The sequence below is a fragment of the Opitutia bacterium genome (assembly GCA_016217545.1).
Lineage (GTDB): Bacteria > Verrucomicrobiota > Verrucomicrobiia > Opitutales > Opitutaceae > Didemnitutus.
Window position 1 is genome coordinate 227,417 of sequence record JACRHT010000012.1, and the last position, 15,864, is coordinate 243,280.

Consider the following 15,864-nt stretch of genomic DNA (forward strand, 5'->3'; position numbering starts at 1 on the left):
CGCCTACTCTCACCATGATGACCCTCCGCCGTTTTCTGTCCGCCGCGCTCGGCGCCTGCCTCGCCTTCGCCGTCCTCGCCCCCGTGGAGGCCAAGCCCGTCCGCAACGGCGCCGTGGTCGCCGAACTCGTGTCGCCCGACGCCTCGATCCAGCCCGGCCAGCCGTTCTGGGTGGCGCTGAAGCTCACGCACGACGAGCACTGGCACAGCTACTGGATCAACGCCGGCACCGGCTACCCGACCTCGATCACCTGGACGCTGCCCGCCGGATTCACCGCCGGCCCGATCGTCTGGCCGACGCCGCACACCGTGAAGGACACCGCCGGCAAGATCACCGGCAATGGCTACGAGGGCACGATCTTCCTGTTCACGCAGATCACTCCGCCCGCCAATCTCGCGCCGGACACCACCGTCTCGCTCAAGGCCGCCGCCGAGTGGCTCATGTGCAAGGACTCCTGCATGCCCGGCGATGCCCAGGTCGAACTCGCGCGCCCGGTGAAGGCCGCGAAGCCCGAACCCGACATGACGATCGCGCGCGCCTTCAACAACGCGCTCGCCACCGTCCCCGCTAAGGCAAGCGAGTGGGCGTTTACCGCCCAGCGCGACGGCGCGAAGATCACCTTGCGCATCACTCCGCGCGCCGACGGCAACACACACGCGTTTTCCGAACTTCACTACTTCGACGAGGCCGGCGTGGTCGACTACGCCGTCCCGCAGACCGTGAAGAAGGAAGGCCGCACCTTCGTCCTCGAGATGGCCGCGTCGTCCGACGCCGCCGCTGACGCGCCCGGCCTGAAAGGCGTGCTCACCGCCACCAACGGCTTCGGCGGCACCTACGCCTCGCATGGCGCGCTCATCGACGAGCCGTTCGTCGTTAAGGAACCGATCAAAGCCACCGCCAAGACCGACACCGCCGCCGCGACCGGTCCGAAATCGGGTGGCAGCCCCACGCCGCCCGCCGGCTCCGCAGGCGCCGCTTCCGCGCCCGCCTCGCTCCTCGGCACGCTCTTCCTCGCCTTCGTCGGCGGCCTGATCCTCAACCTCATGCCCTGCGTGTTCCCCGTGCTCGGCATCAAGATCATGGGCTTCGTCAACCAGTCCGGCAGCGACAAGCGCAAGGTCGTGCAACACGGCGTCGTCTTCGCGCTCGGCGTGCTCGTCTCCTTCTGGACGCTCGCCGGCGTGCTGCTCGCGCTCCGCTCCGGCGGCGCGCAACTCGGCTGGGGCTTCCAGCTCCAATCGCCCGCGTTCGTCTTCGGCATGGCGGCGTTCCTCCTGATTTTCGCCCTCAACATGAGCGGGCTGTTCGAGGTCGGCCTCTCCGCCACCGGCGCCGGCGCGAATCTCCAATCGAAGGACGGCCTCGCCGGCTCGTTCTTCACCGGCGCGCTCGCCACGCTCGTCGCCACGCCCTGCAGCGCCCCGTTCCTCGCGCCCGCCCTCGGCGCCGCGCTCACGCTCTCCGCCATCGAGTCGCTCGCCGTGTTCACCGCCATCGCCGTCGGTCTCGCGCTGCCGTATCTGCTGCTCTCGATTTTCCCGCAGGCCATCAAGGTCCTGCCGAAGCCCGGCGCGTGGATGGAAACCTTCAAGCAGTTCATGGCCTTCCCGCTCTACGCGACGGTCGGTTGGCTGCTCTGGGTGCTCGCGGGCCAGACCGCCGGCGACGACTACGCGCTGCTGAACATCGCGTTCGGCTTCGTGCTCGTCGCGATGGCCGCGTGGGCCTACGGTCGCTTTGGCCAGACCTACGGCAAGCCGACGCGCCAATTCCTCGGCAAGCTCGCCGCCGTCGCGCTGTTTGTCGGCGGCATGTGGCTCGGCTGGCCGAAGGACGCGAGTGCCGCGCCCGCCGCGGGTGCCGACGGCAAGCCGGCTTATGCCGTCACTTGGGAAAAATGGAGCCCCGAGGCGATCGCCGCCGCGCAGAAGGCGGGCAAGTTCGTCTACGTCGACTTCACCGCCCGTTGGTGCGCCACGTGCCAGACGAACAAGGCCACGGTTTTCCACAACGACGAGGTGCTCGCCGAATTCGGCAAGAAGAACGTCGTGCTGCTCCGCGGCGACTGGACGAACAAGGACCCGCTCATCACCGCCGAACTCGCTCGCTGGAGCCGCTCCGCCGTGCCGTTCAACCTGATCTACGCGCCGGGCAAGTCTGAGCCGGTCGTGCTGCCGGAGTTGCTCACGCCCTCGATCGTCCTCGGCAAACTCGCCGAAGCCGCGCGCTGAAGCGCGCTTTCAAAATGCCTTGTCATCGCGAGGCCCGCAGAGCGGGCCGTGGCGATCCAGCTGGATTGTTTCGTCGTCCCGCAGGGCGGGACTCCTCGCAATGACAGGTTGAAGACGCGCCCCAGTCAGTCGGAAATGGGCCCCCGAACGAACACGAATCTTCGCGGGTCAGGGTCTTGGCCCATTCGTGTTCATTCGTGTCCATTCGTGGTTCCGTCAGCTCGAATGGGATTCACCCCGCGTCGTCTGTCTGCACGAACTGCGCGTGCAGCTTCGCGTAGACGCCGCCGCGCTGGAGCAACTCCGCGTGCGTGCCGCGCTCCACGATGCGCCCGCGGTCTAGCACGAGGATGAGATCGGCCTGCCGGATCGTGCTGAGCCGATGCGCCACGATGAAACTCGTCCGCCCGCGCAACAGCGTGACGAGCGCCTTTTGCAGCCGCGCCTCGGTGAGCGTATCGATCGCGCTCGTCGCTTCGTCGAAGATCAGCATGCGCGGGTCGGCCAGCAGCGCGCGGGCGAAGCACACCAGTTGGCGCTGTCCAAGTGAGAGCGCGGAGCCTTTTTCGCCGACCTGCGCGTGGATGCCACCGGGCAAAGCTTCGATGAGATCGAGGCAATCGAGCCGGCGCAGCGCTTCGGTCACTTCGGCATCGCCGGCGTCGGGTTTGCCGAGGCGGATGTTCTCGGCGACGGTGCCGCTGAAGAGAAAATTCTGCTGCTGCACAAGGCCCATTTGCTGGTGCAGCGAGTGGCTGGTGAGCGTGCGAACCTCGCGGCCGTCGAGGAGCACCTCGCCCGCGGTCGGGAGGTAGAATTTCGCCGCGAGGTTGATGATCGTGCTCTTGCCGCTGCCCGTGTGGCCGACCAGCGCCACGGCCTGTCCGGGTTCGGCGATGAAATTCAAACCCTGCACGACAGGCCGCGCCGGGTCGTAACCGAAGACCACGTCGCGAAACTCCACGCGCAAACCGGCGCTGGGCGCCGGCAAGGGAGAAGGGCCAAGGGACAAGTGACAGGAATCCGAACCACCGTCCGCCGTGGCGGGGCCTTCCCCTTGATACTTGTCACTTGCTACTTTGAACTTTCTCGCCCGCGGGTCGGGCAGCGCCGTCGCCTCCGGCGCGTCCTCCCAATCCGGCTTCGCGTCGATCAGCCGGAAGACGCGCTCCGCGCCGGCCATCGACACGAGCGCCTGGTTGTATTGGTTGCCGATGATCTGGATCGGCGCGAAGAACGTGTTCGCGAGCAGGAAGAACTTGATGAGCGTGTCCATCGCGAGGTCGCCGTGCAGCGCCCGCCAGCCGCCAAGCAGGAGCAGCGCCGAGATGAAGAACTGCGAGTTCAGCTCGAGCAGCGGCGTGAGGATCGCCGAGGTGCGGGCGAGCGCGATGTTGTAGCGCGCATGGTCGGCGAGCAGGCCGCGAAAGAGGCCGGCGTTCGTCTCCTGTCGCGCGAAGCCCTGCGTGACGCGGATGCCGTTGACCGACTCGGCCAGCGTCGCGGTCACGCGGCTGAAACTCTCCGACGCCGCGCGGCTGAGCAGCGAAAGCTTCGTGCGGAAATGCCGGTTGATGATCCAAATCACCGGCGCGAGCGCGAGGACGACGAGGAACATCTTCCAGTCGGTCCAAATCATCAGCGCCGCCGCGACGAGCATCTGGCCGGCCTGCACGGCGGAGACGAACAACACGTCCTGAATGCCGACGCGCACCGCTTCGACGTCCGACGTCACGCGACCGATGATGCGGCCGGCCTTCACGCGCGTGAAGAAGCTCAGCGGCATCGACATCACGCGTTGGAAAATCTCCGCGCGCAGCTGATTCACGACCGCCTCGCCGAGTTCGAGCGCGAAGCGTTGCCGGTAGTGGAACATCAGGTCGGTCACCAGCGCGAGCAGCACGTAGCCCGCGACCGCCCACAGCAGCGTGCCGCTCTCGTGCCGGGCGATCGGTCCGCCGATGATCACGGCCATCGTCCAAGTCAGCAGCGAGAGCTGCGCGGAGCGAGCGAGCGTGAGGGCGACGAGCCAGTTGCGCTTGGCCCGCTGGACGCGCGTGTAGGTCCAGAGGCGGCGAATGAGTCCCCACTCGAGCGGCTTGAATTGCTCGTCGTTCTCGTCGTCATCCTGGCGCCGGAGCACGAGGAAGTCGGCGGCGGGCGCGGGCTTCGGCGGTTTCATTTTCCGCCTCCCTTCGCCTCGCCGTCGTGCAACGCGCGCGAGTCGACCAGTTGCAGGTCGGCCACGCGCACATACGGGCCAGGCTGGCGCATCAACTCCTCGTGCGTGCCTCGCTGCACGATGCGGCCATTCTCGAGCACGATGATGAAGTCCGCGCGCCGCAGCGTGCTGAGCCGGTGCGCCACGATGAACGTCGTGCGCCCCGCGATGGCGCGGTCGAGCGCGGCGAAGATCTCGTGCTCCGTCTCCGGGTCGATCGCGGCTGTCGGGTCGTCGAGCAACAGGATCGCCGGCTCAAGCAGGATCGCGCGCGCGAGCGCGAGCCGCTGGCGCTGGCCGCCGGAGAGCGTGTTGCCGCTCTCGCCGAGCACGGTGTCGTAGCCTTGGGGCAAGGCGCTGATGAAGTCGTGCGCCGACGCGATGCGCGCCGCACGCTCGATCTGCTCGCGCGTCGCCTGCGGCTGGCCGAAGGCGATGTTGGCGGCCACGGTGTGGCTGAAGAGAAAGCTCTCCTGGAAAACGAGGCCGATGTTGCGCCGCAGTTCCTGCACGTCGAAGCGGCGCACGTCGGTGCCGTCGATCGTGACGCGTCCGGCGGTCGGATCGTAGAAGCGCGGGAGCAGGCTCATCAGCACGCTCTTGCCTGCGCCGGTGGCACCGAGGATCGCGACGCATTGGCCCGGCTGCACGTCGAGTTCGATGCCGTGCAGCACGAGGCGGCCGGGCTCGTAGCCGAAATAGACGTCCTCGAAACGCACGTGGCCGCGCACGCGCGTGGGTTTCACGGCGTCGGCGGGCGACTTGATTTCCACCGGCGCGTCGAGGATCTCGAACACGCGGCGCGCGCCGATGAGCGAGTTCTGCATCGAGTTCACGATGCCCGCGACGTTGTTCACCTGACCGGAAAACTGTTCGAGCAAGCCGGCGAACACGACGAGGCCGGTGCCGAACGCGAGATCGCCGCGGATGACGAGCCAGCCGCCGTAGCCGAGCAGGACGGCGATGTTCACGCGCGTCAGGAAACCGACCGCCGGCGAGAAGAGGCTCACGCGCCAGAAGATCGCGCGCTGCTGGTCGAGCACGGCGGTGTTGCGTCGCAGGAAGTCCGCACGGTTTTCCGCTTCGCGGCCGAAGGCTTTCACCACCGGCGCGCCCTGCACGCTTTCGGCGAGCGCGCGCACCATGTCGTCGGCGAGGTCGCGGTTCTTCGCGTAGAGCGGCAGCATGCGGCGCGTGAACACGGCCGAGAGCGTCCAGAGCAGCGGCGTGGTCGCGAGGCACGCGAGCGTGAGACCCGGCGCGAGATTCGCCATGTAGACGATGTAGACGCCGAGCGACACGAGCATGATCACGCTTTGCACCAACACCTGATCGAGGAACATGCGCACCGCCTGCACGTCGCCCGTGACGCGATTGATGATCGAGCCGGTGGAATTCTCGTCGAAGAAACGGAAGCTGAGCTGCTGGAGCTTGTCGTAGACGCGGCCGCGCAGCCACGGGACGATCTCCTGCTGCGTGAGATGGTTCACGCGCAGGGCGTAGGTGTAGTTGAGCAGCGAGCGAAGTCCGGCGAGCACGAGGATCGCGCCGGCGATGAGCGCGAGCACCGCCATCGGTTCCCACGGCGGCAGCGGCAGCCCAAACGGCAGGCTCGGCACCGGCGTGCCTTGCAGCACGTGGCGGATGTAGTCGATGCCGACGCCAGTCAGACTGAGGCCCGACACGCCGAGCGTCAGCAACACCAGCTGGATAGCCACGACGCCGAGCCACGGCGTGCGATAGTGCCACGCGAGGCCGAACAGGCGTCGCACAACGCGCCCGCTGCTCAGCGAGGGGCCGAGCGTCGGCGGCGATGATTCGGCAGTCGGAGGCATGGCGTGGACCTGCCAGCGTTGCCACGACGCGGCCGGGCGCAAACGCGGAGTGTGTTCAGTCCGCGCGCCAATTTTCCGGCCACAGGCGGGCGATGAAGTTGCCGATCACGCGGTCGAGTCGCGTGGCGAACACGAGCCAGACGACCGCGACGCCCACGATGCACCAAAAACCGAGCGAGGTGTAGACGTGCGTGATCTGCGTCTCGCGCCAGCCGTGTTCGCGCAGGATGTTCATGTCGCCGCCCGCGTCCTCCTCGCCGTTGACCATCGAGCCGTAGGGAATCGTCTCCTCGAAGCGCGCGATCTTCCGCCAGAGCAGCCAGACGTTCAGAAACGTGCTCGCGCCGAGAAACGCGCAGACATAGCGGCACACGCCCCAGCGGAACTTTTCGGGCAACTGCACGAAGAACAACCCCAGCATCGCCGCGCTGAGATAGAATTCCCCGCCGACGCCACCGAACGCCAGCCACAGCTCCCGACGATGCTCGGGCAACCGCCACGTCAGCCACGCCTGCAACGACACGAGCGCGACCGCGAGGAGCACCGGCCAGATCTTCCGCTCGCGCCAGCCCGCCCACGCGAGAACGCCGAGCAGGAACAACACGCCGAAGTAGACGAACGCCGAGCGCTCCTCGCCGTAATTCGTCCAACCTATCGGCAGCGGCAGCGCGCGATGACCGCTCAGCCACGCGACCGTCGCATGCCCGAATTCATGCACCCACACGTGGAACCCGCGCAGGAAAAAGCCGAGCGGGCTCGCGTTGACCGTCCAAGCCAGCGCGACGATCAGCGGCAGCGCGCCGACGTTGACGACCCACGAGTCGAACGAGAGGGGGTTGAACAGCGCGGCGCGTTCGTCGGGCGGCGGAGGAACATAAACCGGTCCCACAGGCGCGCGAGTCGCGGGAGGCTCCGCGTTCGGGGCCGGAGAGGCGGCAGCGGCGCGCCGGCGCAACTCGGTCGCGACCGCCTCATAGGCCGCGCGCAACTCCGCTTTCTGTTCCGGCGTGCCGGATTTGATCAGCGCGAACGAGCGCTGCAGGTGCGCTTTCTCCAGCGCGGAGAGCGTCGCGTCGGCGCCCACGCCCAGCAGGGCGCAACAGCGTTGGAATTCGCGCTCGTCCACGGCGCGCGACACCAACAGCGGCACGCGCGCGCGGCGAGAATTTTTCCGCGGGTTCGCAGTTCACAACGCCGCCGGAATCCTTCATCGCTGATGGTCCGTGAGAGACCCTGCGCACACCCGATCCGTCATGTTGCTGCTGCTCGCCGCGCTCTGCTGGAGCCTCGGCGGCGTGCTGCTGAAGTCCGTCAACTGGCCGCCGCTCGCGGTCGGCGGCGGGCGCGGGCTCGTCGCGGCGGTCTTCCTGCTCCTCGTGGTTGGCCACCGGAAACCGTTTCGTTGGGGCTGGCTGCCGCTCGTCACCGCCGTCGCCTATACCGCCTGCACCCTGCTGTTCGCCGCCGCGACCAAGCTCACCACCGCCGCGAACGCTATCCTGATCCAATATACCGCGCCGGCCTACGTCGCGTTGCTCGGTGCATGGCTGCTCAAGGAACGGCCGACGCGCTACGATTGGCTGACGATCGCCGTCGTGTTCGTCGGGCTGGCGATCTTCCTCTACGATGGCCTGCGCCTGAACGACGTGGCCGGCATCCTGCTCGCGATCGGGAGCGGCGTGGCCTTCTCGGTGATGATCGTGCTGCTGCGGCTGCAAAAGGACGGCTCGCCGATCGGCTCGATCATCCTCGGCAACTTCTTCGCCTTCCTCTGCGGCTTGCCCAGCATTCTCGGGGCGCCGTTGCCCGACACGCAGAGCTGGATCGCGCTGCTGCTCCTCGGCGTCGTGCAACTCGGCGTCGCCTACCTCATCTACACGAAGGCCATCAAGCACGTCACCGCGCTCGAAGCCGTCCTCATTCCCGTGATCGAACCGATCCTCAATCCCATCTGGGTCATGCTCGTGCTCGGCGAAAAACCCAGCGCTCTCGCCCTGTTCGGCGGCGCGATCGTGATCGGCGCCGTGACGTGGCGCGCGGTGTATTCGATCCGGCAGCCGCCGCCGGCGGTGCTGCCGGGTTGAGTGAACATGCCGCGCGGCATCCTCATTCTGTTGCTGCTCGCCATGGCCACCTCGTCGTCCGGCATGGAAAAGGAACGCGAGTGCGTCGTGTTGCTTCACGGCGTCGGCCTGTCGGGCTGGGTGATGCGTCCGCTCGAGCGCGCGCTCACGAAAGCCGGTTATCGCGTCATCAACCTCAGCTATCCCTCGCGAAGCATGCCGCTCGAGCAGATCGCGGGCGGGTTCCTGCCGGCGGAGTTGGAACGACACGGCGCGCTCGCCGCGCCACGACTGCACTTCGTCACGCACTCGATGGGCAGCATCGTCACGCGGCTCTATTTGCGCGATCGACGCCCGGGCAATCTCGGGCGCGTCGTCATGCTCGGCCCGCCGAACCACGGCAGCCCCGCGGCGGACCGCGCGGGCGGTAGTCGCTCGGCGCGCGCGGTCATGGGCGTGAACATGCCGCGCCTCGGCACGGGGCCCGACGGCGTCGTGCGCACGCTCGGTCCGGCCGACTACGAAGTCGGCATCATCGCCGGCACGCGGCTGATCAACCCACTTTTCCGCGGCGTGATGCCGCGTCCGCACGACGGCGTGGTCACGGTCGAATCGGCCAAGCTCGAAGGCATGCGGGACTTTCGCGCCGTGCCGTATTCGCACACCGGCATGCTCTGGCGGCGCGCCGTCATCGACGACGTCGTGGCCTTCCTCCAAGCCGGCCGGTTCCAGTCGCCGCCGACGGACAAACTGTCACCTAATAGGTGACAGTTTCCTCGGTCTCCAAAGCGTGGAACGCGCGCAGCCTGAGAGAAGTGTAACCTATTAGGTTACACTTCCGTTTTCGCCGGCGGGCGGAATTGGAGGAGCAGGTTCGCCGCCGTGATCAGGCCGCCACCGAGCAGCAGGCGCCACGTGAGCGTCTCGTTCGGATAGTCGAAGCCGCCCCACCGCGCGAACAGCGCGGGGAGAAACAGGGCCAGAACCGACGTGAAGATCGGTTCCGTGCAGTAGATCAGCCCGGCCTCCGTCGCCGTGATCGCGGGCTGGAAGCGGTTCATCAGGAGGAACGCCGCAATCGTGCACAGCGCCGTGAGAATCACGGTGAACGTCAGCCACGCGCCCGAGGTCCACGGCACGAGCAGCGCCCCGGCGGACGGCGCGGTGGCCGCCGTGAAAATGCCGAGGGCGACGGCTTGGGTCGCGAACATCAGCGTCGTGACCGGCCGCACGCGGTTGCCCGCGTAGCGCTTGTCCTCGAGCAGCAGGATCTGCCACATGAAGAACACCGACGAGAGCAGCGTCTCCGCCTCGCCACGCCCGAGGTGGAATTCGCGCAGGTTGAACTGCGCCAGCACCGCCACGCCCGCGAGCACGAGCGCGCACGCCGCCCACACGCTCGCGCCCGGCGAGCGCCGCGAACGGACGGCGAGCAGCACCGGAATCATGATCGCGTAGAATTGCGTGAGGAACGCCGACGTGGACGCACTGATGAATTGCAGGCCGTCGATCTGGAAGAACATCCCGAGCGACGCGGCGACCCCGAGTCGCAGGCCCTGCGCGCGCTCGCGCGCGGTCAGCGTGCGCAGCTGGCTCCACGAGATCAGCACCATGAACACCGCCCCGAGCAGGAAGCGCGGGGCGAGCGACATGCCGGTGATGAACCAGTTGCCGCTGCCGGGCAGGAGTTGCTCGTGTTGGAACGCGATCGCCTTGAGCAGCGGAAAGCTGAAGCCCCACAGAAAATTCGTGAGGAGCAGCATCAACAGCGCGGTCGTATGCGTGGCACGGGCGTTCATCGAGCGGAGCCGCGGAGCGTAGGCGCGGTCACCGGCACTCCAAGCGCAAAGCCGCGCTCAGGCTTTCAACACGCTCTGGAGCACCGCGTGGAAGAGCGGATCGCGCAGCGGCTTCTTCAACAGTGCGCGGAAACTCGTCCGCAACCCGTCGCGCACGGCGGCCGGCACGCTCACGGAGATGAGCCCGATGATCGGCGCATCGGCCAGGCCCGGGTGCGCCTCGAGCAGCGCGGGCCAGAGCGAGGCGTCGCGCGCGAGCACGTCGATCAACAACACGTCGTGCGCACGTTCGGCGGGGAGTTTCGTGAGATTCTCGAATGAGGTGACCTTGAGCCCCCAACCCTCCAGCAACGCCGCGTAATGCGCGCGGGCGCGGGAGTTCGCCGAGATCACCGTGATGCGTCGCGAGGGCAACTTGGGCAGCCCCTCGGTCTTTTCGAGCACGCGCACCTCGATGTGGAAGCGAAACTCCGACCCGGCGCCGGCGGCGCTCGAGACCTCGATGTCGCCGTCCATCAGACGCACCAAACTGCGGCTGATGGCGAGGCCGAGGCCCGCGCCGCCGTGTTTCCGCGTGGTGGACGCGTCCACTTGACTGAACGGCTGGAAGAGGCGGTCCTGCTTCTCCACCGCGATGCCGATGCCGGTGTCGCGCACCGCAAAATCGAGGCGCACGCGCTGGTCGCCGCCCGCCGCGACCGGCAGCGGCACGGCGCCGACCTCCACTTCCACTTCGCCGGCCGGCGTGAACTTGATGGCGTTGCCAATGAGGTTGACGAGGACCTGACGCAGCCGACCGGGATCGGCGAGCACGTGCGCCGGCACTTGCGGCGACACGGCGACGAGGAGTTCGAGGTGCTTGTCTGCCGCGCGCGTCGAAAGCAATTCGACCGCCTCCTCGACGATTTGCCGCGGCGCGCAGGCTTGCGGGTCGAGCTGCATGCGGCCGGCGTCAATGCGGGAGTAGTCGAGGAGCTCGTTGGTGAGGGCGAGGAGCGCCTCGCCGCTCTTGCGCACGGTCTCGACGTAGTCGCTTTGCTCGGTGGTGAGCGAGGTGTCCTGGAGGAGCGTGGCGAAACCGATGATGCCGTTCAGCGGCGTGCGCAACTCGTGGCTCATCATGGCGAGGAACTCGCCCTTGGCGCGATCCGCCGCCTCGGCTTGATCGCGAGCGACGCGCAACTCGTCCTCCACGCGCTTGCGATCGCTGATGTCGTCGAAGACCGCCACGAGGTTCGTCACGCCTCGCTCGCCGTCGCGGACCGGAGAGACCACCAGGCGCACGGTGAAGACCTCGCCATTGCGCCGGCGCATCAGCATTTCGCCCTGCCAGCGTTCGCCGGCGTGGAGGCGTCGCAGCAGTTCGTCGCGCTGGTGCTCGTCGGCGTCATTCGGCAACAGCAGCCGCGAGGGCTGACCGATCAGTTCCTCGCGCTGGTAACCGGTGATGGCGAGCAGGCCGTCGTTGGCGTATTCGATGATTCGGTCCGGGGTCGTGATGATCACCGCGGAGCTGCTCTGCTGAATCGCCGTCGAGAAGCGGCGGATCTCGCGGTTGAAATTCCGCTCGCGCACGCGGAACAGCCAGCCGCCGAGAGGCACGCCGAGCACGAGCACCACCAAGCCGAACGCGGAGAGCCGCGCCGTCCACAATTCGCGCTGCCAGCTCGACGCATCGACATCGATGCCGAGGATCGTCCGCGGTGCGCCGGGCGGCGGACGATCGCCGACGGGCGCGTAGGCCGTGACCCATTCGCCGAACGAATCGCGCAACGGCCCCTCGGTGGCTGGCTCGTAGTTGCGCAGGATTGCCTGCAGGCCCGGCGAATTCGGCGCCTCGGGATAGTCGTCGCCGGGTTTGGACATTTCCGGCGAGGTCTCCGGCTCGGAATCGGCGAGGAACACGACGCGGCCGGGACGATCCGTCGAACGGAAGAGATAGACGAAGCGGATGCCGGGACTGACTCCGCGCAACCGCATCAGCCGGTCCTTCACGGCGCGATACTCCGGGTGGTTCAAGTCCGCCGGCGTGCCGGAGAGCGCCGCCGTGTCCTCCGCAACGAACGCCACGGCGCAGTGCTGCGCGCGATCGACCATTTGCTGAAGCAGCGCGGAGCGGCGGCGTTCCGCGCCCCACCAAGCCACGCAAAGACCGAGCACCACGATCAGCAGCCATGCGGCGAGGACGCGGAAATTGGGCGGGGTGACGCGCACGGGAGGTCGGCGCGGAGCAAACTTCGCCGTCGCCGAGCTCGCAAAACAAAACCGCCGCGGATTGCTCCGCGGCGGTCGTGAAAGCGAGTTTCGCTCGAGGTTAGGACGAGACGTGCTTCGACACGAGCTTGGTCATGTCGAACATCGAGACCTGCGCCTTGCCACCGAAGACCGCCTTGAGGGCGTCGTCAGCGTTGATCATGCGCTTGTTCTTCTTGTCCTGGAGGCCGTTCTTCTTGATGTAGGCCCAGAGCTTCTTGGTCATTTCGGTGCGGGGAAGCGGCTTCGAGCCGACGACCGCGGCGAGGGTGGCGTCCGGAGTGACCGGGGCCATGAACTTAGCGTTGGGTTTGCGAGCAGATTTCTTTGCCATAGTGCCTCTCGTATTAGAACGCGTGCGGGGCGATGCAATGATTTTCTAGAGGGGAAATTGAGTTTTTTCAGAGGAGAACCCGCTTGAAATTCGACTGGCGGCCCGGCAAAGCGCCCGGCAATTTCGCGCGCCGATGCACTTCCCCGCCGAGCTTCCGTTCATCGAGACGCCGCGTCTCGCGCTGCGCCCGTTCGACCTGACCGACGCACCGCACGTGCAGCGTCTCGCCGGCGCGAAGGAGGTCGCGAACGCCACCGCGCTCATTCCTCATCCCTATCCGGACGGCGTGGCGGAGCAGTGGATCGCGACCCACACCGCCGAATGGGCGGCGCATCGCGGACTCTCGCTCGCTCTCACGCTGAAGCCGACTGGCGAACTCATCGGCGCGATCGGCCTCACCTTCGTGGAGACGCACGCGCGCGCCGAACTCGGCTACTGGATCGGCCTGCCGTTCTGGCATCACGGTTTCGCCACCGAGGCGGCGAGCGCGTTGGCGGATTTCGGCTTCCGCGTGATCGGCCTCAATCGGGTGCAGGCGCACCACTACGCGAGCAATCCCGCGTCCGGCCGCGTGCTGCTCAAGATCGGCATGCGGCGCGAGGGCACGAGCCCGAAGATGATGCTGAAGAACGGCCGCTACGAGGACGTGGTCTTCTACGGCGTGCTCCGGCGCGATTGGCCGGGCCTCGGCAGCGCCGCACCGTTCGGGACGGGTTGAGCCGGCGCCCGCCGACGTCCAGTTCCGCTCTTGCGGCGCTGCGGCGAAGGCGGCACTTTCGCCGCCGTTGGGTCAGTTGTTTGTGAGACTCCCCCGCCACGCAGAATCGTCACGCGCGCGCCCGCAGCGGGCTCCGGTGACGGTTTGAATCCCGGTCGTCGGGAACGAGCGGCAGCCAGCAGCACAGCCCGCAGCACACATGGAAAACACCAAACTCTACGTGGGGAACATCCCGTTCGCCACCACGGCGCAGGATCTCGAAGGCCTCCTCGGCCAAGCCGGCGCGGTCAGCGTGGTCGAGATCGTCTTCGATAAGTTCACTGGCCGCTCGCGCGGCTTCGCGTTCGTCACCATGGGCAGCGCGGAGGAAGCCCAGAAGGCGGTCGACCAGTTCAACAACTACGATCTCGGCGGTCGCAAACTCGCCGTGAACATCGCCCGCCCGCGCGAGGAACGCGCCCCGCGTGAAGGCGGCTTCGGCGGTGGTGGCGGTGGACGCGGTGGCTTCGGCGGCGGACGCGGCGGCCCGCGCCGCTTCGGTGGTGGTGGCGGCGGCTTTCGCGGTGGACGCGGGGGCGACCGCGGCGGTTTCCGCGAGCGCGAGTAAGCTCCGACCTGCCTCCACGATTTCGAGCCGAACCTCACTGGGGTTCGGCTTTTTTGCGCATCGGTCCGGGCCCGCGCCCCGACTGGCGGCGGCGGCACGGGCCGGTCGGCCAATCCGAAAAACTAAAACCAAGCTTGCGTGGAAACTCCCGATACGTTTCGAGTTTCCGCAGATTCCAATGCCTCCCCGTCTCCCCGAGCCTCCCGCCGCCCCCGTCGCCAACGCCTCCGAAGCGCGCGCCCGCATCGTGCGCACGGCCCGCGCGCACCTCTTCGCCCACGGCTACAGCACCTGGACGATGGACGACCTCGCCGCCGAACTCGGCATGAGCAAGAAGACGCTCTACCAGCATTTCCCCGCCAAGGAGGACCTCGGGCGCGCCGCGCTCGAGCAGTTCGCCGCCGAGGTCCGCGCCGAGGCCGACGCCATCATCGCCGACCGCAACCTTACCTTCGCGGAAAAGCTCCGCGGCTTCACCGGCGGCATGCACCAGCGGCTTTCGCAGCTCACGCCGCACATCATGCGCGACCTGCAACGCTCCGCGCCGGCGCTGCACGAGTTCACCTTCGAGATGCGCCGCAAAAACGTGCCCTACATCTTCGGCCGCCTCCTCGAGCAAGGGCAGCTCACCGGCAAGGTGCGCCCCGAACTCGACGCGCCCTTCGCCGCCGAATTTCTCCTCCACGCGATGCAGGGCATCATGCACCCCGCCACGCTCGAGCATCTTCACCTCGCACCCCACCAGGCGTTCGAGAAAGCCATGAGCCTCTACTTCGGCGGCCTCCTCACGCCCGCCGGCCGCAAAGACTATGAAAAATCGTTTTCCCGCTAAACTCGCCGTCCTCGCCCTCGGCGCGCTCCTGCTCGGCGCCTGCTCCCGCTCGGGTTCCGGCCGCTCCGGCGAACTCGTGTTGTCCGGCAACTTCGAGGTCGACGACGCCCAGCTCGGCTTCAAGACGCCGGGCCGCGTCATCGAGCGCTCCGTGCGCGAAGGCGACCGCGTCACCGCCGGTCAGCCGATCGCACGCCTCGACGACGCCGAGCAGCAATCCCAGCTCGCCCTCCGCCGCGCCGAACTCGCCGCCGCCGAAGCGCAGCTGGCCGAACTCGAAGCCGGCTCGCGTCCGCAGGAAATCGCCGCCGCCGCCGCCACCGTGCGCAGCGCCGAAGCTGACCGCGACCGCGTGCGCCTCGACTTCGCGCGCCAGGATGAACTGCGCAAGAAGCAGGTGATCTCCGATCGCGATTTCGAAGCCGCACAGGCGCAGCTGAAAGTCGCCGAGGCCAAGGCCGCCGAAGCCGCCGAACGCCTCAAGCTCATCCAGGAAGGCCCCCGCGCCGAGACGATCCGCCAGGCGCGCGCCCGCGCCGATCAGGCCCGCGCCGCCGTCGCGCTCGCCACGACGCAACTCGAGAACACGCGCCTCGTCTCGCCGCTCGCCGGCGTGGTGCTCTCGCACAACATCGAGCCGGGCGAGTTCGTTTCCGCCGGCACGCCGGTCGTCACCGTCGCCGAGACCGCGCACCTCTGGGTTCGCGCCTACGTGAATCAGCCCGACCTCGGCCGCGTCCGCCACGGTCAAAAAGTCGTCGTGCGCACCGACAGTTTTCCGGGCCGCGACTTCGAAGGCGTTGTCGGTTTCATCGCCTCCGAAGCCGAATTCACTCCGAAGACCGTGCAGACGCCGAAGGAGCGCGTGAAGCTCGTGTTCCGCCTCAAGGTCGACGTCGCGAATCCCAAGGACGAACTCAAGCCCGGCATGCCCGCGGACGTCATCCTGCCGCCCGCCAGCTGATCCGCTG

13 protein-coding genes are annotated in these 15,864 nt (G+C 67.6%); 7 read left to right on the forward strand and 6 right to left on the reverse strand.

Annotated elements, in window-relative coordinates; all coding sequences use genetic code 11:
• Positions 1 to 14 precede the first annotated feature (14 nt).
• On the forward strand, positions 15 to 2,231 hold the full coding sequence (locus HZA32_07970; GenBank protein MBI5424011.1) for a thioredoxin family protein: 2,217 nt from the start codon (positions 15 to 17) through the stop codon (positions 2,229 to 2,231).
• Positions 2,232 to 2,463: 232 nt separating this feature from the next.
• Here the strand turns inward: HZA32_07970 and HZA32_07975 are convergent, their stop codons facing one another.
• The 3 genes from HZA32_07975 to HZA32_07985 are packed head-to-tail and all read right to left on the reverse strand — an operon-like array spanning position 2,464 to position 7,437.
• Positions 2,464 to 4,413, reverse strand: a complete 1,950-nt coding sequence (locus HZA32_07975) for an ABC transporter ATP-binding protein (GenBank protein ID MBI5424012.1) — start codon at positions 4,411 to 4,413, stop codon at positions 2,464 to 2,466.
• Entirely contained in the window at positions 4,410 to 6,287 is a 1,878-nt protein-coding gene (locus HZA32_07980) for an ABC transporter ATP-binding protein (protein ID MBI5424013.1), read from the reverse strand. Before HZA32_07980 ends, HZA32_07975 begins: the two co-directional genes overlap by 4 nt.
• 55 nt (positions 6,288 to 6,342) lie before the next feature.
• The gene (locus HZA32_07985) at positions 6,343 to 7,437 is read right to left on the reverse strand and encodes a hypothetical protein (protein MBI5424014.1); all 1,095 of its coding nucleotides are present in this window, start codon (positions 7,435 to 7,437) and stop codon (positions 6,343 to 6,345) included.
• A 103-nt stretch (positions 7,438 to 7,540) separates the two neighbouring features.
• On the opposite strand from HZA32_07985, the gene HZA32_07990 reads away from it, so the two are divergent.
• Positions 7,541 to 8,371: a DMT family transporter gene (locus HZA32_07990; GenBank protein ID MBI5424015.1), complete on the forward strand. Its 831-nt coding sequence runs from the start codon at positions 7,541 to 7,543 to the stop codon at positions 8,369 to 8,371.
• Entirely contained in the window at positions 8,372 to 9,118 is a 747-nt protein-coding gene (locus HZA32_07995; protein MBI5424016.1) for an alpha/beta fold hydrolase, read from the forward strand.
• A gap of 62 nt (positions 9,119 to 9,180) precedes the next feature.
• Here HZA32_07995 and HZA32_08000 read toward each other — a convergent pair whose 3' ends face one another.
• The 3 genes from HZA32_08000 to HZA32_08010 all read right to left on the reverse strand — a co-directional run bounded on the left by HZA32_08000 (position 9,181) and on the right by HZA32_08010 (position 12,736).
• Positions 9,181 to 10,149, reverse strand: coding sequence for a hypothetical protein (locus HZA32_08000; protein ID MBI5424017.1), 969 nt, complete (start codon positions 10,147 to 10,149; stop codon positions 9,181 to 9,183).
• 57 nt (positions 10,150 to 10,206) lie between these two features.
• Positions 10,207 to 12,363, reverse strand: coding sequence for a PAS domain S-box protein (locus HZA32_08005; GenBank protein ID MBI5424018.1), 2,157 nt, complete (start codon positions 12,361 to 12,363; stop codon positions 10,207 to 10,209).
• Positions 12,364 to 12,463: 100 nt separating this feature from the next.
• Entirely contained in the window at positions 12,464 to 12,736 is a 273-nt protein-coding gene (locus tag HZA32_08010; GenBank protein MBI5424019.1) for a hypothetical protein, read from the reverse strand.
• Positions 12,737 to 12,869: 133 nt separating this feature from the next.
• On the opposite strand from HZA32_08010, the gene HZA32_08015 reads away from it, so the two are divergent.
• From HZA32_08015 to HZA32_08030, 4 genes are all read left to right on the forward strand, one after another.
• Positions 12,870 to 13,454 carry a GNAT family N-acetyltransferase gene (locus tag HZA32_08015; GenBank protein MBI5424020.1) on the forward strand — a complete coding sequence of 195 codons (585 nt, stop codon included), beginning with the start codon at positions 12,870 to 12,872 and terminating at the stop codon, positions 13,452 to 13,454.
• Between the two features lie 199 nt (positions 13,455 to 13,653).
• Positions 13,654 to 14,061 (forward strand): RNA-binding protein, encoded by a 408-nt coding sequence (locus tag HZA32_08020; protein ID MBI5424021.1) that lies wholly within the window; start codon positions 13,654 to 13,656, stop codon positions 14,059 to 14,061.
• A gap of 178 nt (positions 14,062 to 14,239) precedes the next feature.
• The gene (locus HZA32_08025) at positions 14,240 to 14,893 is read left to right on the forward strand and encodes a TetR/AcrR family transcriptional regulator (protein ID MBI5424022.1); all 654 of its coding nucleotides are present in this window, start codon (positions 14,240 to 14,242) and stop codon (positions 14,891 to 14,893) included.
• Positions 14,871 to 15,857, forward strand: a complete 987-nt coding sequence (locus HZA32_08030; GenBank protein ID MBI5424023.1) for an HlyD family efflux transporter periplasmic adaptor subunit — start codon at positions 14,871 to 14,873, stop codon at positions 15,855 to 15,857. Before HZA32_08025 ends, HZA32_08030 begins: the two co-directional genes overlap by 23 nt.
• Positions 15,858 to 15,864 lie beyond the last annotated feature (7 nt).